This is a genomic window from Thermomicrobium roseum DSM 5159 (genome assembly GCF_000021685.1).
GTDB lineage: Bacteria > Chloroflexota > Chloroflexia > Thermomicrobiales > Thermomicrobiaceae > Thermomicrobium > Thermomicrobium roseum.
The window spans coordinates 668,663-692,786 of sequence record NC_011959.1 but is presented as its reverse complement, the minus strand read 5'-3'; the positions used below and the strand labels follow the sequence as shown (position 1 = coordinate 692,786).

Genomic DNA, 24,124 nt, shown 5'->3' with positions numbered 1-24,124 from the left:
AGCTCCCTATCTGGAGATCGCGATCGCCCCCATGGGTAGTGCGAGGAGTCGCCGCAAGTCGTCTCCGTACTTCACGAGGACGAAAGGAATCCCGAGAGCGGTCAACTCGCTCACCACTAAAAGGGAACTGGCCTCGCTGCCGAAGGTGCTCGGCTCGATCACGATAGCCAGACTCCGCACCGAGCGTGTCGTCAACTCAGCCAGCGCCTTCACCCATGCTTCATCCGTCGATGGAGTCACCACGATCACGACCGCCTCGCGCCCGAAGCGGGTCTGCTCGGTGAGCAAAGTCTCCTGAACGGGCGCTCGTCCATCCGATCGGAAGAGGGCGAGCATCTCTAAGACCTTGACCAGATGACGCGCGCCGCGATCAGCTGGTAGGACGACCCGGCTCCCGCCCGATGCGACGACGCCGACTGCCCGATTGAGGTCGAGGAAATAACGCGCAAGCGACGCAGTGATGGTGACCGCATACTCCTCTGTCGAGTCGAGAATCACTCCAACAACGCGCTGGCCTGTATCGCCCGCACCGGCTACGCCATGAGCGACGACGTGGTGCCGTGCATCCCCATCCAGCACCAGCCAGACGTCAGCGCTCGGATCGAGCTCGAATTCCTTGACCATCAGCTGCCCGGTGCGCGCTGTCGCACTCCAGGCGATCCGATTGAAACTGTCACCCGGCTGGTATTGGCGTACCCCGACAACATTCGGTGTGACGAACGGCGTACGCTTCTGCAATGCACTTCCACCAGGGAGCTCACCAGCCGGAAGTCTCACCGTCGTGAGATCGACCAGCGCCGGATAGACGATGAGTTCGCGCGTTTCAGGCACCAGGAGTTGCCGCTCGAACAACCCGAATGGATCGCTCGCCCGGAGAACCAAAGGACCGAGTCGAAATCGCCCCCGGCGGGTACACCAGGTCTTGGCTCGCCAGCCGACTGTTGCGCCTGGTCCCAGACTCACCACCCGACTCAAGCGATGGCCCGGTAACGTCGAGTGATCGATCACCTCGATCCAGAGCTTAGCGAGACGACTTCGATTCTCCAGTTCCACCTGTTCGATCAGAAGATCACCGACGTGCGCTCGATCGGTCAACGTTCGTCGGGTGATCACCAGGCCGCTCAGCGCAAAGCGGCTCCAGAAGTATGCCACCACCAAGAGTCCCCCGAGGACGAAAAACAGTTTGTCGAAGATCGTCCACCGGTTCAGTTGGGAGAGGAGCAGGATAACACCAGCGAGAAGCGCAACGCGGATCCACGCCATCACGAACCACCGAATGGCAGGCGCCGACGGGCCGTCTGCTCCGAAGTCCCCGAACTGGCCGGTCGCGCACCTGGTACTGGAACAGCCATGACGATCTCGCGCACGATGGTGCGGGCATCGACATTCCGCATTCGTGCAGCGGGATTCACGATGATCCGGTGTGCGAGCGTCGGCTCAGCGAGCTCTTTAATGTCGTCCGGAATGACGAAATCTCTCCCGTGCATCGCTGCCCAGGCACGGGCTGCATTGTAGAGTGCCAGCGACCCGCGTGGCCCAGCACCGAGATACACGTCGTCGTGTCGCCGCGTCGCTTCCACCAGTGAGACGATGTACTCTTTCAACACGTCGTCGACGTAGACATGGCGCACCTGTTCCTGCGCCGCTCGCAGTTCCTCCAACGTTGCTACTTGTCCCAGGTGCTCCAGCGGGTGCTCGAAATGCTGGCGACTGAGCATCTCGATCTCCCCGCGTCGGCTGGGATAACCGAGCGACAAGCGGATCAGAAAACGATCCAGCTGCGCCTCAGGGAGCGGAAACGTTCCCTCGTATTCGATCGGATTCTCGGTCGCGAGCACGACGAACGGTTCCGGAAGCGGGTGCGTCACACCATCGACTGTTACTTGACCCTCTTCCATCGCCTCGAGCAACGCTGACTGCGTTTTCGGGGTCGCCCGGTTGATCTCGTCCGCTAATACGATATGGGCGACCACCGGTCCTGGTCGAAACTCGAACCGACCCGTCAACTGGTTGAAGACGTTGACGCCGGTGATGTCGGAAGGGAGCAGATCAGGAGTGAACTGAATCCGCTTGAACGTCGAACCGATGCTGCGCGCGATCGCCTTGGCGAGAACCGTCTTCCCAACTCCCGGCACATCTTCGATCAACACGTGGCCGCGGCACAGCAGGGCGACCAAGACCAGACGGACCTCGCGACTCTTCCCGACGAGAACTCGCTCGACATTGTCTGCGATACGTTCCGTCAAAACTTGTACTTCGGTCATCGCTCTTTCCGTCCCCGTCACGCGTCTTTGGTCACCCTCTCGACCACCATTTGCTCGGACCGATCAGCGATCTTTCTATCCGACCCACAGGAGCATGCGAATTATAGCAAGCGGCCGCCGCCGAGCTCTGATCCTGCTCTTCACCGAGCCTACTCTTCCGGCCTGAGAAAATCCTGAGACGACGCCTTGGTCTCGTCTATAATCCCCGCGACGAGGAGAGGGTGCCATGCCGGAGCGCTCACGTCGACCACGCCTGGTACTCGTTGATGGACATGGGCTCGCCTATCGCGCGTATCACGCGTTGCCCCCGACTCTCGCGACCAGTGCCGGCGAACCGACACATGTGGTGTTCGGATTCGCCAGCATGTTATTGGAAGTGCTGAACGATTTCGAACCCGATTACGTCATCGTCTGTTTCGATACGGGACGGAGCTTTCGACAACAACTCTACGAGGAATACAAGGCTCACCGCCCTGAAACACCGGATGACCTCAAGCACCAGCTCGAGCGAATCCGCCAACTACTCGATGCGTTGGGAATCCCGATCGTCACGCGCGAGGGCTACGAAGCTGATGACCTCATCGGGACACTCGCTGCTCGCGCCACTGCCAACGGGCTCGAAGTTCTGATCGTCACCGGCGATACCGATTTGCTCCAGCTCGTCGATGAAGATGTCCGTGTCATCCTTCCCGGTCGCCAACGCTTCGGCGATTACCGTGTTTATGACCGTCAAGCAGTCATCGAGCGGTACGGCTTTCCACCCGAACGGTTGCCCGAATACAAGGCACTGGTCGGTGATCCGTCCGACAACATTCCTGGAGTCCCGGGAATCGGCGAGAAGACAGCGACACGACTCATCCAGCGATTCTCCTCCCTCGAGGAGATGCTCGACCGCATCGACGAAGTCGAACCGCCGCGACTGCGCGAGGCGCTTCGGGCGGCCCGCGAAACCGTTCTCGCAAGTCGCCGCCTCGCCACCATCGTTCGCGATGCAGACATCACCCTCGACCTCGAACAGGCTCGCTTCGGCGATTTCGACCGGGAACGGGTCCTCCAGCTGTTTCGCGAACTCGAGTTCCGCAGCCTGGTTCCTCGACTTCCGCAACCGCGCCAGCCGGTGCGGAAGACGGCGGCACCAGCGAGTCAGCGACGCGCCGTCCTGACCGATGCCGATTTGAGCGACCTTGTCCGGGATTTGGAAACCTGTCAGGCCTTTGCGCTCGATGTAGAGACGACAGCTTTGCATCCCATGTACGCCGACCTCGTGGGCATCGCGTTGGCGACAGCTCCCGACCGGAGCTATTACGTGCCGCTCGGACACACGACGGGTGATACCCAACTCGATATCGAACAGGTGTTGCAACGACTGGCGCCCTTCCTGCGCCATCCAGAGAAGCAACGTTATGCGCACCACGGCAAATACGATGCCCTGGTCTTGGAACGTGCCGGTTTTCCCCGACCACACATCGACTTCGATACGATGATCGCCGCCTACCTACTGGGCGAAAATGCTGTCGGCCTCAAAGAATTGGCATTCACGAAGCTCGGGTGGGAGATGGAGGAAATCACCGAGCTAATTGGACGGGGCAAGAAGCAACTCACGATGGATCGCGCCGAGATCGCACGGGTCACGCAATACGCCTGTGCCGACGTCGAGGCGACATACCGGTTAGTCGAGGTACTTCGTCCACAACTCGAAGCCCACAATCAACTCCGGCTGTTCACCGAAATCGAACTTCCTCTCATCGATGTACTGATCGACATGGAAAAGGCGGGAATCGCGATCGATGTGCCGTACCTCGAACAGCTCTCCATCATGCTGGACGGTCAGCTGCATGCGCTCGAGCGACGCATCTACGAACTGGCTGGGCATCCCTTCAACATCAACTCGCCACAACAGTTGAGCACCCTGCTCTTCGACGAACTCGGCCTGCCTCGCGGCAAACGAACCAAGACTGGGTATTCAGTTTCTCAAGAAGTGCTCGAGAATCTCCGCGATACCCACCCCATCGTCGAGGCGATTTTGGAATACCGGCAACTCCTCAAATTGAAGTCGACGTACGTCGATGCCTTACCGCGGCAAGTCCATCCCCAAACCGGACGCGTCCACACGATTTTCCATCAAACTGTCGCGGCCACCGGCCGCTTGAGCTCCTCCGACCCGAACCTTCAGAACATTCCTGCTCGCGGCGAGCTGGGACTCGCCGTTCGCCGCGCCTTCATCGCTGACAATCGCCCAGGTTATCGAATCGCCGATGAACCGATCCTGCTTCTTTCAGTTGACTACTCGCAGATCGAGCTTCGCCTGATGGCTCACTTCAGTCAGGATCCCGCACTCCTGCGTGCCTTCGCTGAAGGCAAGGACATTCACGCGGCTACCGCGTCTGAAGTGTTCGGGGTCCCACTCGACGCGGTCACGCCAGAGATGCGTCGCATCGCGAAAGTCGTCAATTTCGGCATCATGTATGGGATGCAAGCGTACGGCCTCGCTCGCGACACCGGTATGAGCCGTCAAGACGCACAGCGCTTCATCGAAGCGTATTTTCAGCGCTTCCCCGGCGTCGCCCGTTATCTCGAAGAAACGAGACGCCGTGCGGCCGAACTCGGTTACGTCGAAACGCTCTTCGGCCGGCGGCGATACTTGCCCGAAATCACCTCCTCCAACCCGGCACGACGGCAGGCGGCCGAACGGATGGCGGTCAATATGCCGCTGCAAGGCACCGCAGCCGATATTATGAAGTTGGCCATGATCGCTGTCCACCGAGCGCTGGCCGAACGCGGCTTGCGCAGCCGCATGCTGCTCCAGGTTCATGACGAACTCGTCCTGGAGGTACCGGAGTCGGAACTTGCGACGACAACGGAACTCGTCACGACACGCATGAGTCGCGTCGTCGAACTCAGCGTGCCACTCGAAGTCGATGCCAAAGCGGGGCCCAATTGGGCTGACCTTGAGCCGGTTCGAGTGAAACTCTCCCACTAGACCTTGCTCAAGGATGCGACGGCGATTACAATTTTCCGGGCGGGACGCGATCGACTCTTGCCACGCAGGAGGGGTGGTCGATGCCGATCTACGAATACGAATGCACGACCTGTGGCCATCGCTTCGAGGTCAAGCAGCGCTTCTCTGACGAACCAGTCGCCAGTTGCCCGAGTTGCGGCAACGCTGTCCGTCGTTTGCTCTATCCCGCCGGGATCATCTTCAAGGGATCCGGCTTTTACATCACGGACTACAAGCGTTCCGGAAGCTCTAACGGGAAGAGCGAAAGCAGCTCGGAGACCGTCTCGTCCAGCTCCAAGGATGACTGACTTTCTCATCAGAGCGGTGAGCGGGCGACCGATCCTGGTCGCCCGCTTCTTTTCTGATCTGATCCGTGCAGGCTTCAGGTATGCTCTGGTGGGACGCGACGGTGACGCGAGGAGAACGAACCGATGACGTTGCGCGTGACGAACACGCTGACCCGAGAGAAGGAACAGTTCGAAACATTGGAGCCTGGGCACGTGCGCATGTATGTGTGCGGGCCGACCGTCTATAGCGATGCCCATATCGGTCATGCCATGTCAGCGATCGTCTTCGATATGATTCGCCGGTATCTCGAGTACAGCGGCTATCGTGTCACCTTCGCGATGAACTTCACCGACATCGACGACAAGATCATTCAGCGCGCCGCCACGCTCGGCCTGCCCCCTCATGAACTGGCTGAGCAACTCATCGATGCCTGGCTCGATGAGACAGCCGCGCTCAACATCAAACCGGCGACGATCTACCCCCGTGCCACTCAGGAGATACCGACCATCATCGAGATGGTCAAGGGTCTTCTCGTCAAAGGACATGCCTACACGATCGACGGAGATGTCTACTTCCGCGTTCTTTCGTTCCCGGAATACGGGAAACTCTCACACCGCACGCTGGAGGAGATGCTAGCCGGCGCCCGTGTCGAAATCGATCCCCGCAAGGAGCATCCCATGGACTTTGCTCTCTGGAAGGCTGCCAAACCGGGCGAGCCAGCGTGGGACAGTCCATGGGGCCCCGGACGCCCCGGATGGCATATCGAATGCAGCGCTATGATCTATCGGCATCTCGGTGAACAGATCGACATTCATGGCGGGGGAGCGGATCTCATTTTTCCCCACCACGAGAACGAAATCGCTCAATCCGAGGCTTTTACCGGAAAGAAGCCGTTCGTCCGTTACTGGCTGCACAATGGACTCCTCCAGCTCGGTGGCGAAAAGATGAGCAAATCGATCGGCAACTTGATCACCATTCGCGAACTCCTGGCGCGGAACGGTGCTGGCCCCTTCCGCTTGCTGGTGCTCAGCTCGCACTATCGTAGTCCCCTCACCTTCACCGAGGAAGCGTTCGAGGCAGCAACCCGAGGCTTCGATCGACTGCGGCTCGCTGTGCAGGGCGTCGAACCGGCTGAGTTACCGAACCGCCCGGAGCACGAACTCGCCACGCTCGCCGATGCGACGCGACTCGCCTTCCGTCAAGCCATGGACGACGACTTCGACACCCCTGTCGCGCTCGCCCGCCTTTTCGAGTTAGCCCGTGCCATCAATCGAGCACGAGCCTCTGGCGAGCGATTGGAGGCGATCCGCTACGCTCAGTTCACCTTACTCGAACTCGCGACTGTGCTCGGCTTCCGGTTCGACGAGCAATCGACCGGTCGCCAGTCAGCGGAACCCTTCATCGACCTTCTTCTCGACGTGCGAGCACGCTTACGGGCCCAGCGTCAATGGGAACTGGCGGACTACATTCGCGGTCGGCTCAACGAACTCGGCGTCCTCGTCGAGGATACACCGGGCGGAACGACCTGGCGTTGGACATGAGGCGGTTACAGCCCGGTCGGCCGAGCGAGTATCTCTACGGTCGTAACGCGGTCGCGGAAGCCCTCAGGGGACGGCGACGTCACCGACGACTCTTTGTCGCGAGCGGGATCGAGACGCATGGCCGTATCGTGGCGCTGATGGAAGCAGCGCGCGTCCGCGGTATTCCGGTCATCGTCATCCCGCGCAGCGAACTCGACCGGATGGTTGGCTCTGTCAATCACCAGGGGGTCGTTCTCGAGACCAGTCCGTACCCGTACGTCGATTTCGCGACGTTACTCGACCCGGCACCGGAGAGCATCGTCCTCCTGCTCGACCATCTGCAGGATCCCCAGAATATCGCGACCTTGCTCCGCACTGCTGAGGCGGCTGGCGTGCGTGGGGTCGTCCTGCCGGAACGGCGCGCTGCTGGTATCACGCCGGCCGTGGTCAACGCTTCAGCCGGAGCTGTCGAGCACCTCCAGATCACACTCGTCACCAACCTCGCTCGCGCGGTCGACACGCTCCGTGAGCACGGCTACTGGATCGTCGCCTTGGAACCGGGACCGAACGCCCAGTCGCTTTTCCGGGCTCCCTTGCCACTCCCGCTGGTTCTGCTGGTCGGCGCTGAGGGGCATGGCCTCTCACCGGTTCTCCTCAAACGAGCCGATGTACAAGTCATCATCCCGATGCTGGGACAAATCGAATCGCTCAATGCAGCCGTTGCCGGGTCGATCGCTCTTTACGAGATTGTCCGTCGGCTGTTGGGACAGGAATCCGCCGAAAAAACCGAGACACGAGGTTGAAAGGCAGGGTAGCCACCCGTCACGACGACCTCAGGCAGTCTCGGCGAAGAGCACGTCCCGCTTGCGTCCAGCTCCCCGCAGCCCACTGCGGTTCTTGTACGCTGTGCAGACCGTGCGGCCATCAGGCTTCAGCACGATCGTCAAACCTTCCAGACGCTCGATCCAACTGCCTCTCGCTCGATGCTGCTGAACTTCACGGTGCCCGAAATAGACGACCAGACAATCCGGTCCATGGAAAAGGCGCCCGTACTTCAGCACGAACTCGATTTGCGCGGGTCGGATTCCCCGCTCCGCACAACGCTCGCGAGCGTGGTCAGTCAAGACGAACGTCCGCTCGACGATGGCACTGCTCCTTTCTGCAAGGCTACCCTGCCTTTTCCTCGTGCGCGCAAAGTCTAGCAACGAACGTGTCCGCCTGTCAATAGTCCAGCTCTCTCATGACCTTATACCTAGTGCCCGCTTAGTCCAGTTGACTGAGACAGTGCTGCCCTTGGCGCTGCTGATCTCTCGGCAGCAACGCAGGGCTTCTTCGCTATCGACGGTGGTCCGGGCCCCATCGCTCTCGACCTCTTCTCGGCTTCTCGGCGCCGGATCGCTGATCACCCGGATGCCAGGTAAATTCGTGACAGCCGGTTTTTCGTTCATGCAGGAACTCGACTTTCCCTTGTGCCTGGGCGTCAAAATTGCGATCCGCGTGGGCTTCTCGGTATAGTTGACGACGTGGTACACTGGGTGTACGGACACCCTGCGGTCGTCGTGAGACACGAGTGGGAGAGAAGTGATGAAGGTCATCTTGCTCCGCGATGTTCCCAACGTCGGAAAGGCCGGCACGATCCAGAGCGTGTCCGATGGGTTTGCCCGCAATTACCTGATCCCCCAGCGGCTCGCCGAACCAGCAACCCCTGACCGTGTTGCGGTCGCGCAAGCACGGCTCGCGGCGCAGCGTCGCCGGATCGAACGGGCCGAGCAGGCACTCCGCGACCTCGCCCAGCGCCTCGAGGGATTCCGTGTGGTTATCCCAGCCCGCGTCGGTGAGAGCGGACGACTCTACGGGTCCATCACGGGACGCGACATCGCCGAACGACTCAGCCAGCTGGTCGGTCACGAGATCGACCGACGGGCAGTCGAGCTAGAAGAACCGATCCGCTCGCTCGGCGAACACCGGGTCCCGATTCACCTGGTCGGCAGTCTTCGCCCCACCGTGATCGTCGAGGTCGTACCAGAAGAAGGCGGTCGAGCTGGCGAGAACGAATGAGCAGGAGTGTGCCATGACGAGCACGACTGCCGAGGCCATCGAGCGGTTACCGCCGCACAATATCGAGGCCGAGCAGGCCGTGCTCGGTAGCCTGCTCATCGATCGCGACGCCATCATTCGGGTTGCTTCCTTCCTCCGACCTGACGATTTCTTTCGCGGGAGCCATAGTATCATCTACCAGGCTCTGCTCGACCTTTACAACCGGCGGGTACCCGCCGACTTCGTGACGGTCGTCGACGAACTCGAACGGACCGGACGCCTCGACGATGCCGGCGGCGTCGCCTACCTCACTGAGCTCCTCAGCGTGGTGCCGAGCGCCGTCCACGTCGAATACTATGCTCGGATCGTCGAGCGCACAGCGACTTTGCGCCGACTGATCGGCGCTGGAACGGAAATCGTTCGCCTCGGCTTCGACGAACGAATCGAAGCGGACGAAGCGATCGAGCGAGCCGAGCGCCTCATCTTCGATGTCTCGCAGCGCCGAGCGAGTCGTGACTTCGTTTCCGTCGGTCAAGTGCTCGAGCAGTTCTTCGAGAAGCTCGACTATATCCAGCAGCACCGCGGCGAAGTCATCGGCGTTCCCACCGGGTTCGCCGATCTGGACAAACTCACTGGAGGACTCCAACGCTCGGACTTGATCATCCTGGCGGCACGCCCCTCGGTGGGAAAGACGTCCTTCCAGCTCAGCATCGCCCATCATGCCGCCGTCAAGGCGGGCAAAGTGGTCGCCATCTTTAGCCTCGAAATGTCGGCTGAACAACTCGTCCAGCGCCTCTTAGCTATGGAGACAGGAATCGATACGCACCGGCTCCGTCTCGGCTATATCGACGAGCAAGAGTGGGACGCGATCTCGCGAGCCTTCGGTCGCTTGGCTGAAGCTAGGATCTTCATCGACGATACGCCCGGAATCAGCGTCATGGAACTCCGCAGCAAGGCTCGACGCCTGATGGCCGAGCACGGCCTCGACCTCGTGATCGTCGATTACCTTCAGCTGATGCACGCCCGCCGAGCTGAAAACCGCGTCCAGGAGATTTCGGAAATCTCGCGCGGACTCAAAGCGCTGGCCCGTGAACTCAACGTGCCTGTCCTGGCCCTGTCGCAGCTCTCTCGAGCCGTTGAGACGCGAACGGATCATCGGCCGCTCCTGAGCGACCTGCGGGAGAGCGGTAGCCTGGAACAAGATGCGGATGTCGTCATCTTCATTTACCGGGACGAGATTTACAACCCCGACACCGACCGTCGGGGAATCGCCGAAATCATCGTGGCCAAGCACCGGAACGGACCGACGGATACCGTGCACCTTCGCTTCTTCGATCGAACAGCTCGCTTTGCCGATCTCGAACTCTATCGCGAACCCGGTGCGTGAACGAGGAGGCCGGATGGAGCGTGATGCGGTCGGTGTGCCCGGTTGTCTTCCCATCGATCTGGCCGAACGCTTGATCAGTCAAGCGCGTGATGTCGCAACGATCAAGGTCGTACTCGCGACTGCCCGGCTCGCGACCCTCCACGGCAGTTCAGCGATACCGATTGCCGCGCTCCTCAGTGATTCGGCTTTGCGTCGTGGTATCCGTCCTGGGGGTACGGATCGCTCTCCGGATCAAGAAATCCAGCGAGCGATCGAGGTCGCTGTTGCCCGCGGTTTTCTCGTGCGGCTGCGCAGTTCTGCACCGAGTGGTGGCACGAGCGAATGGGTCGCGTTGGCCACTCTTTCGACGATCGCGACGGCACGGCGCGATCCGGCTGCTCTCCTTCCTATCCGGCTGGATATCCAACAGCGCATCGATGTCGAGCGGCCGAACGTCTTCGCTTTGTACGAGCAGAATATTGGGCCACTGACGCCACTCATCGCTGAGCAACTCGCTGAGGCGATCGAACGCTACCCAGCAGCGTGGGTTGAGGCAGCCATCGTCGAAGCAGTACACTACGGTCGCCGGAACTGGCGCTATGTCCAGCGGATCCTCGAGCGTTGGGCCACCGAAGGACGTGACCATGAGACCCATCCGCGAGATCAACGCGCTCGCCAGCTCGATCCCGATAAGTATCTCCGAGGCAAGTACGCCCCCCTCTTCAGCGAGACCGACTGAGGGCACGGGGGCTTTACCTCGGGATCCCCGAGCGGGTGACCACTGTCCCATTTGCAAGGGAGCAGGCTATCTCCGTATGGACGTGCCGGTCGGTCACCCGAACTTCGGCCGGATCATTCCGTGCGAGTGCAAGATCCGCGAACGCGAAGCAAAACTGCTCCGCCAGTACTTGGAACTGAGTGGGCTCGAACAGCTCGAGGACTGGACCTTCGAATCGTTCGATCCAACCGTGCCGGGCGTCGCCGATGCCTATCGGATCGCACTCGAGTATGCCCGTAACCCGGATGGATGGCTGCTTCTCATGGGTGGTTTCGGGTGCGGGAAGACTCATCTCGCTGCGGCAATCGCGAACTACGTACTCCACCATCAGCGGCTCTTCCCCCTCTTTACCGTCGTGCCCGATCTCTTGGATTACCTGCGTGCCACCTTCGCACCCGACCGAACCGACAGTTACGACAATCGCTTCGAGCAAGTGCGCAATGCGGGCCTGCTCGTCCTCGATGACCTCGGAACCGAGCACACGACACCTTGGGCGACCGAGAAGTTGTTTCAGATCATCAATTACCGGTACAACCAGCGAAAGCCGACTGTCATCACGACGAACCGCGATCTCGATGATCTCGACGAGCGAATCCGTTCTCGTCTGTGCGACCGGGCGATTTGCCGCGCGGTTTTCATTCGCGCTGGCGATTATCGGCTTCGGCGCTCTCGCCTCTCCTCCTGACCACTCTCAAGCGTTTCCCCGATATTACCGAAATCTCCATGTAGGGTACGGCAGGGATCGCGAGGATTCATGAGCCACCGACACGGACGGGCGACCACCCCAGAAGGTGACTTGCTCGAGAGCGCGATTCATCGCCACCTCGAGCTCGAGACACCGACCTTGCCCCTGCTCACGGAGGCCTGCAAGGCAGCTGGCAGGCACGCCTGGGGCGTGGCGATCGATGCGCTCCTCGAGGCTGTCGCCGTCGCACCGGACCATGCTGAAGTCGCTGCTCGAGCCATCGAGATCGTGCTCCTACGTGGCGATCGACGCGGCGCTCGGCTTCTTTTGCGCCTGCTCCAGCGCCGATCACAGCTCGATCCCGCGTGGATCTCCCCTACCGAAGCGATGTTGCTCGACTGGCTGGTCAGTCACGAGGGTCGTCATTCACTCGAAGAACTGGCGCGACAATTGCTCGCTGGTCCAGCAGCGCTTCGCAAGGCCTATCTGCCCATCGTATTGCGCCTTCTTTCTCACCAGGGGAAACACGAGACAGCGGCTACATTCCTTGCCGCGTGGATGGAAACGTATCGCTCGGACGAAGAGGCCTGGTGGCTTCTACTCGAGGAGGCTCTGGAGAACCGAGCAACGGACCCGATCACCCGACTCGGACCCATCGAGACCTGGCCGCAGCCGTATACATACTGGCAATGGATACTCCTCGCTCGAATGGCGACGATCGCGCCTGAACCGACGTGCTGGATTCTTCTCCAAAAGATCGTCAGGGCACTTTCCTCATTCCCCCATCCTTCGGCACGGCAGCTGTTCGTCGAACGTATCGTCGCTCATCTCGAACACGACGATCCTCGCGCGCAACTGATAGCCGCGCTCCTCAGCAGGTACGTTGGTGTGCACGCGATCGATCCGCCTCTGCACGTCCTGTTTCGCAGTGGATCGCGCATCGCGCGAGCGCTCGCTGCTGGCTTGCTCATTCCAGGAAGACCCGATCGGACCGATTCGGCGGCATTCAGCGAGGCGCTATCCGACCTTATGTCTCTTCTCACCGAGAGCGACGAGCAGGCCTCCCTCGTACGCACTCTCCTTCCCGAACTGAATCCCATGGCCATCGCGGAGTATGCGCTCTGCTCCGAAATACCTTCGTGGCACCGGCAGGCTCTTCGTCTTCTCGAGTCATGCGGGGCGACGGCTGCGGAACTCTCGGCACTCGCCACTCGCTTGGATCTCGCAGGCTTCCATGCCTCGGCAGGTAGCGTGTTGCGTCTCGCCGCGAAGTTCGCGCACCAGCAGGGCGATCGCACGACTCTCCTCTCCGTTCTTCACCAACTGATACGAGTCGACCCTGGTGAGGATGCGGCGATCGATTTCGTCATCAACACCGAGACCCGAGCCGGCCGTACCAGTCGTGCGATTGATACACTCATCGCGGCAGCGACACGAGCGCACGATCGAGGAGCGATCGCGCAGTCTGTCGCCCTCTTGGAGCGCGCGCAGACACTCGCTGAAATGTCGGACGACCGACCCCGACTAGCACTCGCCGCTGAACTCCTGGCAACGACGGATGAGGGAAGCGCCGAGCGACACGTCGCCGCAGCGACCGCCCTCTTACGTGCTGGGCATCTCGACCGGGCGCGAGCGCAGCTGTGGACAGCCCTCCGCCGATTCCTCCAAGAACGCCGTCTCGACGATGCGCTGGCGACGGCCGAGCAACTCGTTGCATTGGATCCTGCGGATGACGCAGCTCGTGCGCAGTTACACGAACTTCAGATCCTGCGTCGCCAGGCGCACGGGCGCGCGGCTACTCATCGGCAGGCGTAGTCGTTCCACTCCCCACGCGCTACCTCTTCGCCCGCACTGACGCGGGGGCCGCGAGCGCACCAGGTGTTAGAATTCGATCAGCGCGCTGGAGTAGCGGCTAACAGGGACGAGCGCGATGCCCGAGCTACCCTGGATTTTCACCCGCATCGATCTGCGGGCCCTGGTGGATATACTGTCTGTGACCCTCATTTTCTATTGGCTCTTGTGGGTCATCCAGGGAACGAGAGCCGCCCAGCTCGTCCGTGGTCTCGTCATTTTCGTTATCCTCGTGGTCGGCGCAGCGAACCTCTTCCATCTCCAGGCGTTGAACTGGCTTTTGAGCCAGGCACTCCCAGCGCTCATCGTCGCGATACCGGTGGTTTTCCAGCCCGAGCTGCGCCGCGCACTCGAGCGGCTCGGGCATACTGGGGCTTGGCTACGCGCCCCTTTAGGTAGTCACGAACCGCAGACGGAGGAAACGATCGAGGAGATTACCAAGGCTGTCGCGCAGTTGGCCCGGCTCCATTATGGTGCCCTCATCGTCATCGAGCGTGAGACGGGTCTTCAAGACTACGCGGATCGTGGCATCCCCCTCGATGCGGCCCTCACACAACAACTCTTGGTCAACATCTTCTTCCCGAACTCGCCGCTGCACGACGGAGCGGTTATCATCCGTGGCAACCGGATACTCGCTGCCGGGTGTGTTCTGCCCCTCAGCGAGAACTTGACCGATCCCCAACTCGGCACACGCCACCGCGCCGGCGTCGGCATTACCGAGGAGTCGGATGCCATCGCGATCATCGTCTCGGAGGAGAGTGGACAGATTTCTCTCGCCGTGAATGGCCGGTTGTATCGAAACATCGATATCGAACGCCTTCGCCGTGCCTTGCGCGCACTCCTCCATGTCGAAGGAACCGGCCGACGACGTCTCTCGACCTTGCTAGCGTCATCCGCGAGCGGTACAGACGCTCCCGATGCGAAACGAAGAAGGGAACCGACCGGTGCAACGACGCGCGAGGATACTCCGGCCTCTCCGTCACGCATGGGCTAGCGTGCGACCATCGCTGCGTCGGGAGACTGTCGCTCGCCTCGCGCTCGCTTTCGTTCTCGCCTTCGGGCTCTGGGCTTGGGTCGAAGCGACGAACGATCCGGAGACGCAACGGACGATCTCGAACGTGCCTGTCTTGCCCCGTGGCCTTTCTCCTCAACTCGTCGTCACCAGCGAATTGCCGACCGTAACCGTCCGGATCCAGGGTGCGCAGAGTCGTGTCCAATCGTTCGAAAGCGGCGCCATCCAAGCGTGGATCGACCTGCGTGATGTCGACAGTCCAGGAACATACATCCGGCCAGTGCGTGTTCAGCTTCCCAGCCGATTACGCCTCCGCGAGGTTGTTCCCCAGGAAGTAACGGTTCAGATCGACCGTCTCGTGGAACGTGGCGACGTGCCGGTCCAGGTCATCTTTACTGGCCAAATTCCACCCAATCTCCAGGTGCTCTCCACAACTCTTGACCCAGCGACGGTGATCGTTCGGGGTCCGCAACAGCGGGTAGAGAACATTGCCCGCGTGACGGCTCCGCTCCAACTAGCCGGTCGGACGGAAAGTTTCCAGGAGAGTGTTACCCTCATCCCAGTCGATGCCAACGGTGTGACTGTGCCGGGTATCACCGTCGAGCCATCGACGGCGGTCGTCTCGGTGCAACTGCGCGTGCGCGGCCAAGTGCGAAGGGTTGTCCCGACCATCGTCGGTGCAGACAAACTCGCCCCCGGGTACGAACTCGCTGGTCCTCCGACAGTGTTTCCCTCTGACGAGGTCGTCATCGAAGGCCCCGAGTCAGCACTCGCTGCCATTCCATATCTCACGACCACGCCGATCGATGTGTCAGGATGGAGCGAGTCTCGTATCCTGTGGGACGTTCCTATCGATACGTCGAGGCTTCCTTCGGGGGTTACAGTGGATCCGAAGACGGTCAACGTCTCCGTCCAGATTCGGCGAGCTGAGGAAACCCGATCACTTCAAGGTCTCCCGATCACTGTGGTGAACGCGCGTCCGGGGACCACCGTCGAGCTTACACCGAGCACAGTCGATCTCGAAGTGAGTGGACCGAGTACCGTGCTCGAGCAGCTGAAGCCGGGTGATATCCTGGTCATCGTCGATGTCGAGAATGCCGAGCAGGGAATTTATCAGCTTCCCGTTCGAGTGACGCTTCCGCCCGAGGTTCGGTACGAGCGTCTCTCCCCCCAAGTGGTGCAAGTGACCATCCGGTCAGTGCAACCAACGCCGTCTCCCACACCGTGAGCGACCTGCAACGAGAGAAAATGAGTCCCTGCCGTCTTTTGCTTGGGAAAAGGACTTTTCGTGAAGAAATTAGGTTCGGGGCTCGGTCGAGCGCGTGCTGCTCTCCAGCTGATGGGCAAGCAAGATCGCTTCTGCGATCTCGCGCATCGACTTGCGGCTATCCATACTCAGTCGGCGCATTCGTTGGAATGCCTCGGCCTCACTCAGGCCATGTACCTGCATGAGGATGCCCTTGGCCCGTTCGATCAGCTTGCGAGCTTCCAAGGCATCCTGAAGTTCCACGACTTGGCGCTCGAGACGTTGCACCTCCTGGAAACGTGCCAGTGCGAGCTCGATCACCGGCATGATCTCGCTTTCCCGGAAGGGTTTGACGAGATAACCCGCTACCCCAGCACGCCGTGCACGCTCGACCAGCTCGCGCTCGCTATAGGCGGTCAGCAACACTACCGGCGCCAATCGCTCGCGATGGAGAACTTCTGCCGCATCGATGCCATCGACTTCTGGCATTTTGATATCCAGGATGACGAGGTCAGGCTTCAGCTTGCGAGCAAGCTCGACGGCTGTGCGTCCATCGGCCGCTTCCCCGACCACATCATAGCCGAGCGAGGTCAAAAGTTCGCGGAGATCGAGCCGGATGATCGGCTCGTCGTCCGCGATGAGAATTCGGATCGGAGTCGCTGCCGTCGCGGTCACCACGTTCCCTCGTGCGAGAAGGCCGCACCCATGGTGCGGCCCAGTCAGTCGGGGCGAGAGGATTTGAACCTCCGACCTCCGGTACCCCATACCGGTGCGCTACCGGGCTGCGCCACGCCCCGAAGTTCGCTGCCAGTATAGCATAGGGACGGGCCGGGACGCCAGTGAGCGTCCCGGCCCGTCGTCGCTACTTGATCTCGACCTTGGCTCCGACTGCTTCCAGCTTCTGCTTGATCGTCTCAGCTTCCTGCTTGGATACCCCCTGCTTGACCGGCTTCGGAGCTGCTTCCACGAGATCCTTCGCTTCTTTCAGCCCGAGCTGCGTCAGTTCACGCACCACTTTGATCACCTGGATCTTGTTGGGGCCGACATCGCTCAGGATCACATCGAACTCGGTCTTCTCTTCCTCAGCCGGCGCCGCCGCAGCTGGCGCAGCACCAGCCGCGGGAGCCGCTGCGACCGCCACTGGGGCGGCGGTCACGCCGAATCGTTCCTCGAGCGCCTTGACGAGCTGGGACAGTTCCAGCACCGTCATCTGCTCGATCGCTTGGATGATCTCTTCGAGCTTTTCCTGTCCAACTGCCATCGTACGATCCTCCCGTCACACGTCCGACTCGACCCGTCCTCACGCAGCTTCGGCAGCCTCCTCACCGCCCAACTGGCGCACACGCGCCTGTAGGACATAGAGAAGACCTCGTATTGGGCCACTCAGCACCGATACCAAACCATAGAGCGGTGCCTGCAAGCCACCGACCACCTTCGCGAGCAACTCCTCGCGTGGCGGCAGCGTCGCGAGCGCCTCCACATCGGCAGCACTCAAGAGACGACCAGCGAGGAGTCCACCCTTCACGGACAGAATGCGCGACTGGCGCGCGAACTCGAGTGTCAACTTCGCCGCCGCAACTGGGTCACCCATCGAATAGACTAGCGCGGTCGGCCCTTCCAGGAGGGGTGTGATGACCTCTGTTCCGGTCCGCTCAGCAGCGATCCGGGTCAGGGTATTCTTGACGACCCGGAAATTGGCCTGCTGTTCTTGCAACCGACGACGAAATGCCGTCATGTCCGCGACGCTCAGCCCGCGATAGTCGGTCAGAATCGCCAGGCTCGCCGTGCGCAGGATCTCGCTGATCTCCTCGATTTGTCTTGCTTTCTCCGGAGTCGGCACGAGCACCTCCTCTCGAAACGAGACCCCCTGCGTCGGAACGCAGGGGGCACGTGCGACTGCGGTTTCGCTGTCGTCCGTCCTCCCCGCGCCTCGGCTGGATCGATTAAGCGCCACGCGCCCCAGCTGTCATCGGCGCGGCATCGTCGCGACAGAGTGTATCACGTCACGAACTGCCGTGCTTCCTCCACCGTGGTGGCGACGTCCAACGGAATACCCGGGCCCATCGTCGGAGCGATGGTCATGGATTGAAAGAACTGGCCCTTGACAGCTTGCGGTCGCGCCCGCGCGATGGCGTCCACGGCGACGTACAAATTCTCGAGCAGCTGCTGGTCAGTGAAACTCTTCCGGCCGATTTGGAGGTGGATGTTCCCGGTTCGATCGTTGCGGAATTCGACACGGCCACCTTTGATTTCGCGGATCACGGCCGGCAAGTCTTCCGGATTTCGGACGACCGTCCCGGTTCGGGGATTCGGCATCAAGCCACGTCGCCCCAGGATCCTACCCAGGGGACCAACCTTCCCCATCTGATCGGCCATAGCGATCGCCGCATCGAATTCCAACCAGCCTCCTTCGATCTGGCGGATCAAGTCATCGCTTCCCACGTAATCCGCGCCGGCCTCTTCCGCGATCCGAGCAGCTTCACCCACCGCGAACACCAACACGCGCGGTGTCCGGCCCGTCCCGTGGGGGAGTGTCACCGTCCCGCGGACGTTTTGGTCGGCGTGGCGTGGATCGATGTTCAACTTGATGTGGAGGTCAATGCTCTCGTCGAAGTCCGCATGAGCGACCTTCTTGACCAGTTCGACTGCCTCCTTGGGCGAGTAGCGCCGCGTCACATCGACGAGCTTGAGTGCTTCCAGATATTTCTTGCCATGCTTCGGCATAGTATAACCCCCTGTGGTTCGAACGGAGCCAGTCAGCTCCTCCCACGACTCTTCAGCCCACGACCTCGATGCCCATACTGCGCGCCGTTCCCTCGATCATGCGCATGGCTGCCTCGAGGTCGCGTGCGTTCAGGTCCGGCATCTTGAGTTGCGCGATCTCTCGGATCTGCTCTCGCGTTACCCGACCGACCTTTTGGCGCTTGGGATCGGCCGCCCCCTTTTCGATCCCCGCCGCCCGGCGCAGGAGATCGGCAGCAGGCGGTGTCTTCAACACGAACGTGAAGGAGCGATCTTCGTAGATCGTGACGACGACCGGAATGATCTGTCCGGCGAGATGCGCAGTTTTCTCGTTATATTCCTTCACGAAGTTCATGATCGGAACACCGTGTTGACCCAAGGCTGGGCCAACCGGCGGCGCCGGCGTGGCCTTGCCCGCCGGCAACTGCAATTTGACGATTGCTTTGACCTTCTTCGCCATCGCTCACCTTCCCCGCTCAAAGACATGACGAGGCCGCAGCGTGGAGGCCTACGCTGCGGCCTCTGATTACGTTTCCCGCTCGACCTGGAGGAAGTCCAAAGTAACCGGTGTCTCGCGCCCGAAGAACGACACGAGAACGCGCACTTTGCCCTTCTCGTTGTCCACTTCGTCCACGACTCCGCGGAAGTCCGTGAATGGCCCGTCGATGATCCGCACCACATCCCCGGGCAACAGCGTCATCCGCACCTTCGGCTGCTCCGCCTTGGCACCGCGGATGATCGCTTCCGCCTCCGCCCGGTCGAGCGGCACCGGGCGATTCCCAACCCCCACGAATCCAGTGACACCCGGGGTATTGCGAACGACATGCCACGACTCATCGTCGAGAATCATCCGAACCAGAACGTATCCGGGAAACACCTTTCGCTGGACGGTATGACGCTGACCACCGCGAATCTCGATCTCTTCCTGCATGGGAATCACGACTTCGAACACTTTATCGGCAACATCCATCGTCTCGACGCGGTGCAAAAGGTTCTGCCGCACCTTGTTCTCGTATCCAGAGTAGGTATGCAGGACGTACCATTCCCCCTGCTGATCACCTTCTCGAACAACACCACGCTTCTGTGCCAAGCGCTCTCGTAGCGATCGCGACATCGTGCTCACAGCCCTCCGAGAAGATTCCAGAGTCGTACGAAGATGGCATCGACTGCACCGAGGATCAGACCGAGAACGGTGGCCAATCCGATGACCAGCAGCGTCAGCTTGCGGGTCGTCTCGCGATCCGGCCAGGTGATCTTGCGCCATTCCGACCGCAGATCAGCGATCAAGCGACGGAGCGCGACGAGCCGCCCGGACTTGCTTTTCGCCGGACGCTCCTGTGGCTTCGCTTTGCTCGCCGCCCGCGCCGGACTCTGCGTCTTCGTTGTCATCTCGACCACCCTCGTCGCTGACCGACCGCTCCGCACTCGGGAACAGACAAAAGGGGCGAGCAGCCCTGCTCAGCCCCTTCCGCTCGATCCAGCCGGGGCGAGAAACTGCTCGGTGCCTCGGCAGGGCCGGAGGGACTCGAACCCCCAACCTGCGGTTTTGGAGACCGCTGCTCTGCCACTTGAGCTACGACCCTGTACTGCCCCGGCCGGACCCTGCTCACCGCGTCTCGCGATGCACCTGATGACGGCGGCACCGCGGACAGTATTTTCGGAGCTCCAACCGCCCGGGATCGTTGCGCCGGTTCTTCTGCGTCACGTAATTCCGCTCGCGGCAGGCCGTGCACTCCAACGTGATAATGACCCGGTCGGCCTTCGCTTTCTTTGCCATGATACCACAACTCCTGCGTCCGGTGCCAGTCCCTGCACACTACTTGATGATCTTGGTGACGACGCCGGCGCCGACCGTGCGGCCACCTTCCCGGATGGCAAAGCGCGACCCTTCCTCCAGCGCCACCGGCTTGTCCAACTCCACCCGCAGCCGCACGTTGTCCCCCGGCATCACCATCTCCACCCCCTCCGGCAACCCCACCACTTCCCCCGTCACATCCGTCGTCCGAATGTAAAACTGCGGCCGATACCCCGCAAAGAACGGCGTGTGCCGCCCCCCCTCCTCCTTCGACAACACGTACACCTCCGCCTCAAACTCCCGATGCGGCGTGATCGACCCCGGCGCCGCCAGCACCTGCCCCCGCTCCACCTCGTCCCGCTCGATCCCCCGCAACAAGCACCCGATGTTGTCCCCCGCCACCGCCTCGTCCAATACCTTCTGGAACATCTCGATCGACGTCACCACCGTCTGCCGCGTCGGCCCCAGCCCCACAATCTCCACCGTCTCCCCAGGCCGCAGCCGCCCACGCTCGACCCGGCCCGTCACCACCGTCCCGCGCCCCTTGATCCCAAACACGTCCTCGATCGGCATCAAAAACGGCTTGTCCACCGCCCGCACCGGCGTCGGGATGTACTCGTCCACCACCCGCAACAGCTCCCAGATCGGCGCATACTCCGGCGCCTCCGGATCGGTCGACGCCGACTCCAACGCCCGCAGCGCCGACCCCCGCACCACCGGCACGCTCTCCCCCGGATACCCATACTGGCTCAACAGCTCCCGCACCTCCAGCTCCACCAGCTCCAACAACTCCGGATCATCCAGCATGTCAACCTTGTTCAAAAACACCACGATCGCCGGCACCTCTACCTGCCGCGCCAGCAAAATATGCTCCCGCGTCTGCGGCATCGGCCCATCCGGCGCACTCACCACCAAGATCGCCCCATCCATCTGCGCCGCACCCGTGATCATGTTCTTGATGTAGTCCGCATGCCCCGGACAATCCACATGCGCATAGTGCCGCTTCTCCGTCTCATACTCCACATGGCTGATCGCGATCGTGATCCCCCGCGCCCGCTCCTCCGGCGCCTTGTCGATCTGCTCGTACGGCTTGAAGTTCGCCCACCCCTTGAAGCTCAACACCTTCGTGATCGCCGCCGTCAACGTCGTCTTCCCATGATCCACATGCCCAATCGTCCCCACATTCACGTGCGGCTTCGTCCGCTCAAATCGCGGCTTGCTCATCGACAGTCCTCCTCGATCCCTTCACAGATCTCCACACCAAAGAGCCCACGTGCCTCACCCGTGGGCCCATTCGCGCGTCCGCGCCTTCCGGTGGGGGGAGAGGGATTCGAACCCCCGCAGCTTTCGCACCTAGTTTACAGCCAGGCCCCTTTGGCCACTCGGGCATCCCCCCGTGACTGGTACTGGTAGAGCCGATGGTGGGACTCGAACCCACAACCCGCGGTTTACAAAACCGCTGCTCTGCCCATTGAGCTACACCGGCCTGCGCACCGCGCCAGCACCAGCCGCAATTCTACGGTGCCGTCGCTCGCCTGTCAATCCAAGCCAGCATGCCCGCTCCCGCCAACGCGTAGACCCACTCGATCCACTCGATCGGTGGCGCCATGCTCGTTCCCGTTCCACCGGGCAACCGCCCGGCCATGTCGCCGACCAGGACGATCCAGTGCCCCAGGATCCATGCCGGCACCCCGAACACACTGGCCAGCCAGGGCATCACGCCACCGATGAGGGCGATCAATCCCGCGGCCAAGAGCCAGGGAACCACCGGTTCGACCAGCACGTTGGCGAGCGGTGCCACGAGCGAATAGGTTCCGAAGCGAGCCAGGAGCAACGGGGTCACCACAGCGTGGACGACCACCGGCAGCAGGATGAATTCCCCCCAGCGCCGTCCAGCGACGAGCAAGCGCCCGACGCTCAGTGCAGCCGTTGCCAGCGCCGAAAGTTGAAATGCCAGCGAAGCGAGCAGCTCCGGTCGAAGAATGAGAACGAGGACGACTGCCCAACCGAGCGCGTTCAGCGGCTCGCGGGGCCACCCACGCCAGCGAGCGAGCACGTACAAGCTTGCCATCGCTGCTGCCCGGATGACGGGTGGCTCGAGACCGGTCAGCGTCGCGTACCCCCAGACTAGAGCCAAAATCGCGAGCGGCCGGATCCATCGTCTCGCACGCAGTACCGATAACAGTCCGTCAGCGAAAGCCGTCACGACGGCAACGTTCCAGCCGCTCACGGCTGTCAGGTGAGAAAGCCCCGCCTCGCGAAGTACCAGCCGCGTTGACCGCGACAAACCGCGGTCATCCCCGGTCAGGATGCCGAGTGCCAGCGAGCCGCTCGGCTCGGGAACACCGCGCAGTACTGTCGAACGCACCCGGTTCCGCACCGACTGCAGAACGCCCTCGCGCTGACCGCGCTGGACATCCTCCGCCGAAACGTGGTACATCCCAGCGACCGGAACGCCGTCCAGGCGCGTCCGGTCGACTCGGTACTCGCCACGCCAGGCGATTGGCTCACCTGGCAGGAGTTCCAACCGACCGTCGACCTGGAGTCCGACCAGTCGGCCGTCATCGCGCAACGCGACCAGTCGCTGAAGAGAGGAAGTGTCGTCGATCCAGAGTACCTTCCCTCTTCCTTCCGCTAGCCGATCGCTCGCCGGCTCCCACATAGCGTACCGCGCCAGCCCGAGAGTGAATCCCGACACGACCAGGAAACTGGTCACCAGGACCCGACGCTCATCGCGGGCGAAGACCCAGGCGATAGCCACGCTCGCGGCAACGATACCCAGGGCAGGGAGCATACCGACGGTTGCTCCCGCCGCCCCGATCACGAAACCGAAGGCGACCCACGCGCCGGTCACTCGGTCGTTCCCACCGTGATCAGCCCAGCCCACTCGTCGACCATACGAGGCGAGATACCAGGAACCTCAGCCAGTTGCTCGGGACTCTGGAAGGGTCCGTGCGTTTCACGGTAACTGACGATGCGCTGGGCCAGGATCGGTCCGACCCCTGGCAGCCGTTGCAGGTCTTCCACTGTAGCTCGATTGATATCGATCAGTTGTTCGGCTGAAACAGTCGGCTCCGTCGACGAGCCAGCTGCATCACCTCGAGCGTGACCGAGATCCGGGCTCGCCCGAACCGGCACGACCACCATCTGCCCATCTTGAAGGCGCGCTGCCATCTGGACGCGCGACAGGTCCGCTTCGGGAAGCGGCCCGGCCTGCTCCACGACCTCCGCCACCCGAGCCTCGCTTCCCACCGTGTACAGCCCAGGTCGGGCAACCGCGCCGGTGACGTAAACGACCACCGCCGTCGGACTCGCCAGCGGCTCCACGCGCAGCACCAGATCCGGTTCGCGCCGCATGATCAGCTGCGCCGCTCCGAGGCCGACCATCATCCCCACGAGGAGACCCAACCCAAAAGCGCGCCGGCTCGTGATCCATCGCGACTGCGTCATGTTCTCGCTCTTCCAGCATGGTATGGTTGCACAAGATGCCTCGAACACCCCGCCCGGTGGCCGGGATTGGGGCGTTTGGTATTGTCGTGTAT

At 61.7% G+C, this 24,124-nt stretch carries 25 protein-coding genes and 4 tRNA genes; 11 read left to right on the top strand and 18 right to left on the bottom strand.

The features are described from left to right. Window positions 1-6: 6 nt before the first annotated feature. Both TRD_RS03220 and TRD_RS03215 read right to left on the bottom strand, forming a co-directional pair. Entirely contained in the window at window positions 7-1,263 is a 1,257-nt protein-coding gene (locus tag TRD_RS03220; protein ID WP_012642093.1) for a DUF58 domain-containing protein, read from the bottom strand. After that, on the bottom strand, window positions 1,263-2,264 hold the full coding sequence (locus tag TRD_RS03215) for an AAA family ATPase (protein WP_041435944.1): 1,002 nt from the start codon (window positions 2,262-2,264) through the stop codon (window positions 1,263-1,265). Before TRD_RS03215 ends, TRD_RS03220 begins: the two co-directional genes overlap by 1 nt. Before the next feature lie 226 nt (window positions 2,265-2,490). Between TRD_RS03215 and polA the strand changes: the two genes are divergently transcribed. The 4 genes from polA (at window position 2,491) to rlmB (ending at window position 7,873) form a co-directional block, all read left to right on the top strand. Further along, window positions 2,491-5,244 (top strand): DNA polymerase I, encoded by a 2,754-nt coding sequence (gene polA, locus TRD_RS03210; protein ID WP_012642091.1) that lies wholly within the window; start codon window positions 2,491-2,493, stop codon window positions 5,242-5,244. A gap of 80 nt (window positions 5,245-5,324) precedes the next feature. Next, window positions 5,325-5,570: an FmdB family zinc ribbon protein gene (locus tag TRD_RS03205; protein WP_012642090.1), complete on the top strand. Its 246-nt coding sequence runs from the start codon at window positions 5,325-5,327 to the stop codon at window positions 5,568-5,570. 129 nt (window positions 5,571-5,699) lie between these two features. Further along, window positions 5,700-7,091 carry a cysteine--tRNA ligase gene (gene cysS, locus TRD_RS03200; protein ID WP_041436439.1) on the top strand — a complete coding sequence of 464 codons (1,392 nt, stop codon included), beginning with the start codon at window positions 5,700-5,702 and terminating at the stop codon, window positions 7,089-7,091. After that, window positions 7,088-7,873, top strand: a complete 786-nt coding sequence (gene rlmB / locus TRD_RS03195; protein WP_012642087.1) for a 23S rRNA (guanosine(2251)-2'-O)-methyltransferase RlmB — start codon at window positions 7,088-7,090, stop codon at window positions 7,871-7,873. Before cysS ends, rlmB begins: the two co-directional genes overlap by 4 nt. A gap of 30 nt (window positions 7,874-7,903) precedes the next feature. On the opposite strand, the gene TRD_RS03190 is transcribed toward rlmB, so the two are convergent. Beyond that, complete coding sequence (locus TRD_RS03190; RefSeq protein WP_041435943.1) at window positions 7,904-8,194, bottom strand: DUF4258 domain-containing protein; 291 nt, start codon at window positions 8,192-8,194, stop codon at window positions 7,904-7,906. Between the two features lie 460 nt (window positions 8,195-8,654). Here TRD_RS03190 and rplI point away from each other — a divergent pair, with 460 nt between their 5' ends. From rplI to TRD_RS03150, 7 genes are all read left to right on the top strand, one after another. Further along, on the top strand, window positions 8,655-9,128 hold the full coding sequence (gene rplI, locus TRD_RS03180; protein ID WP_041435941.1) for a 50S ribosomal protein L9: 474 nt from the start codon (window positions 8,655-8,657) through the stop codon (window positions 9,126-9,128). A gap of 13 nt (window positions 9,129-9,141) precedes the next feature. Beyond that, on the top strand, window positions 9,142-10,494 hold the full coding sequence (dnaB, locus tag TRD_RS03175) for a replicative DNA helicase (RefSeq protein ID WP_012642083.1): 1,353 nt from the start codon (window positions 9,142-9,144) through the stop codon (window positions 10,492-10,494). 13 nt (window positions 10,495-10,507) lie between these two features. Then, window positions 10,508-11,212: a DnaD domain-containing protein gene (locus TRD_RS03170; protein ID WP_012642082.1), complete on the top strand. Its 705-nt coding sequence runs from the start codon at window positions 10,508-10,510 to the stop codon at window positions 11,210-11,212. Between the two features lie 76 nt (window positions 11,213-11,288). After that, window positions 11,289-11,936 (top strand): ATP-binding protein, encoded by a 648-nt coding sequence (locus TRD_RS03165; RefSeq protein ID WP_012642081.1) that lies wholly within the window; start codon window positions 11,289-11,291, stop codon window positions 11,934-11,936. Between the two features lie 69 nt (window positions 11,937-12,005). After that, window positions 12,006-13,751: a tetratricopeptide repeat protein gene (locus TRD_RS03160; RefSeq protein WP_012642080.1), complete on the top strand. Its 1,746-nt coding sequence runs from the start codon at window positions 12,006-12,008 to the stop codon at window positions 13,749-13,751. Between the two features lie 115 nt (window positions 13,752-13,866). After that, window positions 13,867-14,781 (top strand): diadenylate cyclase CdaA, encoded by a 915-nt coding sequence (cdaA, locus tag TRD_RS03155; RefSeq protein WP_012642079.1) that lies wholly within the window; start codon window positions 13,867-13,869, stop codon window positions 14,779-14,781. After that, window positions 14,732-16,027, top strand: coding sequence for a CdaR family protein (locus TRD_RS03150; protein ID WP_169302280.1), 1,296 nt, complete (start codon window positions 14,732-14,734; stop codon window positions 16,025-16,027). The genes cdaA and TRD_RS03150 overlap by 50 nt, the downstream gene beginning before the upstream one ends. Window positions 16,028-16,096: 69 nt before the next feature. On the opposite strand, the gene TRD_RS03145 is transcribed toward TRD_RS03150, so the two are convergent. The 15 genes from TRD_RS03145 to TRD_RS03075 form a co-directional block, all read right to left on the bottom strand. Continuing rightward, on the bottom strand, window positions 16,097-16,720 hold the full coding sequence (locus tag TRD_RS03145) for an ANTAR domain-containing response regulator (RefSeq protein ID WP_012642077.1): 624 nt from the start codon (window positions 16,718-16,720) through the stop codon (window positions 16,097-16,099). A 48-nt stretch (window positions 16,721-16,768) separates the two neighbouring features. Then, window positions 16,769-16,842, bottom strand: a tRNA-Pro gene (locus tag TRD_RS03140). Between the two features lie 65 nt (window positions 16,843-16,907). Beyond that, window positions 16,908-17,306, bottom strand: a complete 399-nt coding sequence (gene rplL, locus TRD_RS03135) for a 50S ribosomal protein L7/L12 (RefSeq protein ID WP_012642076.1) — start codon at window positions 17,304-17,306, stop codon at window positions 16,908-16,910. 39 nt (window positions 17,307-17,345) lie between these two features. Further along, window positions 17,346-17,885, bottom strand: coding sequence for a 50S ribosomal protein L10 (gene rplJ / locus TRD_RS03130; protein WP_012642075.1), 540 nt, complete (start codon window positions 17,883-17,885; stop codon window positions 17,346-17,348). A 158-nt stretch (window positions 17,886-18,043) separates the two neighbouring features. Next, window positions 18,044-18,769 (bottom strand): 50S ribosomal protein L1, encoded by a 726-nt coding sequence (gene rplA / locus TRD_RS03125; RefSeq protein ID WP_012642074.1) that lies wholly within the window; start codon window positions 18,767-18,769, stop codon window positions 18,044-18,046. A 52-nt stretch (window positions 18,770-18,821) separates the two neighbouring features. Beyond that, window positions 18,822-19,247: a 50S ribosomal protein L11 gene (rplK, locus tag TRD_RS03120; protein ID WP_012642073.1), complete on the bottom strand. Its 426-nt coding sequence runs from the start codon at window positions 19,245-19,247 to the stop codon at window positions 18,822-18,824. A gap of 66 nt (window positions 19,248-19,313) precedes the next feature. Then, window positions 19,314-19,901 carry a transcription termination/antitermination protein NusG gene (gene nusG / locus TRD_RS03115; RefSeq protein WP_041436431.1) on the bottom strand — a complete coding sequence of 196 codons (588 nt, stop codon included), beginning with the start codon at window positions 19,899-19,901 and terminating at the stop codon, window positions 19,314-19,316. Between the two features lie 5 nt (window positions 19,902-19,906). After that, on the bottom strand, window positions 19,907-20,176 hold the full coding sequence (gene secE / locus TRD_RS03110) for a preprotein translocase subunit SecE (protein WP_012642071.1): 270 nt from the start codon (window positions 20,174-20,176) through the stop codon (window positions 19,907-19,909). 121 nt (window positions 20,177-20,297) lie between these two features. Then, window positions 20,298-20,370: transfer RNA gene (locus tag TRD_RS03105), tRNA-Trp, on the bottom strand. 23 nt (window positions 20,371-20,393) lie between these two features. Further along, window positions 20,394-20,564: a 50S ribosomal protein L33 gene (rpmG, locus tag TRD_RS03100; RefSeq protein WP_012642070.1), complete on the bottom strand. Its 171-nt coding sequence runs from the start codon at window positions 20,562-20,564 to the stop codon at window positions 20,394-20,396. 39 nt (window positions 20,565-20,603) lie between these two features. Further along, the gene (tuf, locus tag TRD_RS03095; RefSeq protein WP_012642069.1) at window positions 20,604-21,806 is read right to left on the bottom strand and encodes an elongation factor Tu; all 1,203 of its coding nucleotides are present in this window, start codon (window positions 21,804-21,806) and stop codon (window positions 20,604-20,606) included. Between the two features lie 91 nt (window positions 21,807-21,897). Beyond that, window positions 21,898-21,978, bottom strand: a tRNA-Tyr gene (locus TRD_RS03090). Between the two features lie 17 nt (window positions 21,979-21,995). Continuing rightward, a tRNA-Thr gene (locus tag TRD_RS03085) sits at window positions 21,996-22,068 on the bottom strand. A gap of 30 nt (window positions 22,069-22,098) precedes the next feature. Beyond that, the gene (locus TRD_RS13510; RefSeq protein ID WP_012642068.1) at window positions 22,099-23,436 is read right to left on the bottom strand and encodes a ComEC/Rec2 family competence protein; all 1,338 of its coding nucleotides are present in this window, start codon (window positions 23,434-23,436) and stop codon (window positions 22,099-22,101) included. Next, window positions 23,433-24,032 (bottom strand): ComEA family DNA-binding protein, encoded by a 600-nt coding sequence (locus tag TRD_RS03075; protein WP_012642067.1) that lies wholly within the window; start codon window positions 24,030-24,032, stop codon window positions 23,433-23,435. The genes TRD_RS13510 and TRD_RS03075 overlap by 4 nt, the downstream gene beginning before the upstream one ends. Window positions 24,033-24,124 lie beyond the last annotated feature (92 nt).

What these genes read in the sequence shown, in the direction of transcription:
- TRD_RS03165 (WP_012642081.1), top strand. Translation starts at nt 11,289, where the DNA reads ATGGACGTGCCGGTCGGTCACCCGAACTTCGGCCGGATCATTCCGTGC.
- TRD_RS03205 (WP_012642090.1), top strand. Translation starts at nt 5,325, where the DNA reads ATGCCGATCTACGAATACGAATGCACGACCTGTGGCCATCGCTTCGAG.
- rplK (WP_012642073.1), bottom strand. Translation starts at nt 19,247, where the DNA reads ATGGCGAAGAAGGTCAAAGCAATCGTCAAATTGCAGTTGCCGGCGGGC.
- nusG (WP_041436431.1), bottom strand. Translation starts at nt 19,901, where the DNA reads ATGTCGCGATCGCTACGAGAGCGCTTGGCACAGAAGCGTGGTGTTGTT.
- tuf (WP_012642069.1), bottom strand. Translation starts at nt 21,806, where the DNA reads ATGAGCAAGCCGCGATTTGAGCGGACGAAGCCGCACGTGAATGTGGGG.
- polA (WP_012642091.1), top strand. Translation starts at nt 2,491, where the DNA reads ATGCCGGAGCGCTCACGTCGACCACGCCTGGTACTCGTTGATGGACAT.
- dnaB (WP_012642083.1), top strand. Translation starts at nt 9,142, where the DNA reads ATGACGAGCACGACTGCCGAGGCCATCGAGCGGTTACCGCCGCACAAT.
- TRD_RS03215 (WP_041435944.1), bottom strand. Translation starts at nt 2,264, where the DNA reads ATGACCGAAGTACAAGTTTTGACGGAACGTATCGCAGACAATGTCGAG.
- secE (WP_012642071.1), bottom strand. Translation starts at nt 20,176, where the DNA reads ATGACAACGAAGACGCAGAGTCCGGCGCGGGCGGCGAGCAAAGCGAAG.
- TRD_RS03170 (WP_012642082.1), top strand. Translation starts at nt 10,508, where the DNA reads ATGGAGCGTGATGCGGTCGGTGTGCCCGGTTGTCTTCCCATCGATCTG.
- TRD_RS03220 (WP_012642093.1), bottom strand. Translation starts at nt 1,263, where the DNA reads ATGGCGTGGATCCGCGTTGCGCTTCTCGCTGGTGTTATCCTGCTCCTC.
- rplA (WP_012642074.1), bottom strand. Translation starts at nt 18,769, where the DNA reads ATGCCGAAGCATGGCAAGAAATATCTGGAAGCACTCAAGCTCGTCGAT.
- rplI (WP_041435941.1), top strand. Translation starts at nt 8,655, where the DNA reads ATGAAGGTCATCTTGCTCCGCGATGTTCCCAACGTCGGAAAGGCCGGC.
- rpmG (WP_012642070.1), bottom strand. Translation starts at nt 20,564, where the DNA reads ATGGCAAAGAAAGCGAAGGCCGACCGGGTCATTATCACGTTGGAGTGC.
- cdaA (WP_012642079.1), top strand. Translation starts at nt 13,867, where the DNA reads ATGCCCGAGCTACCCTGGATTTTCACCCGCATCGATCTGCGGGCCCTG.
- TRD_RS03075 (WP_012642067.1), bottom strand. Translation starts at nt 24,032, where the DNA reads ATGACGCAGTCGCGATGGATCACGAGCCGGCGCGCTTTTGGGTTGGGT.
- rlmB (WP_012642087.1), top strand. Translation starts at nt 7,088, where the DNA reads ATGAGGCGGTTACAGCCCGGTCGGCCGAGCGAGTATCTCTACGGTCGT.
- rplL (WP_012642076.1), bottom strand. Translation starts at nt 17,306, where the DNA reads ATGGCAGTTGGACAGGAAAAGCTCGAAGAGATCATCCAAGCGATCGAG.
- TRD_RS03160 (WP_012642080.1), top strand. Translation starts at nt 12,006, where the DNA reads ATGAGCCACCGACACGGACGGGCGACCACCCCAGAAGGTGACTTGCTC.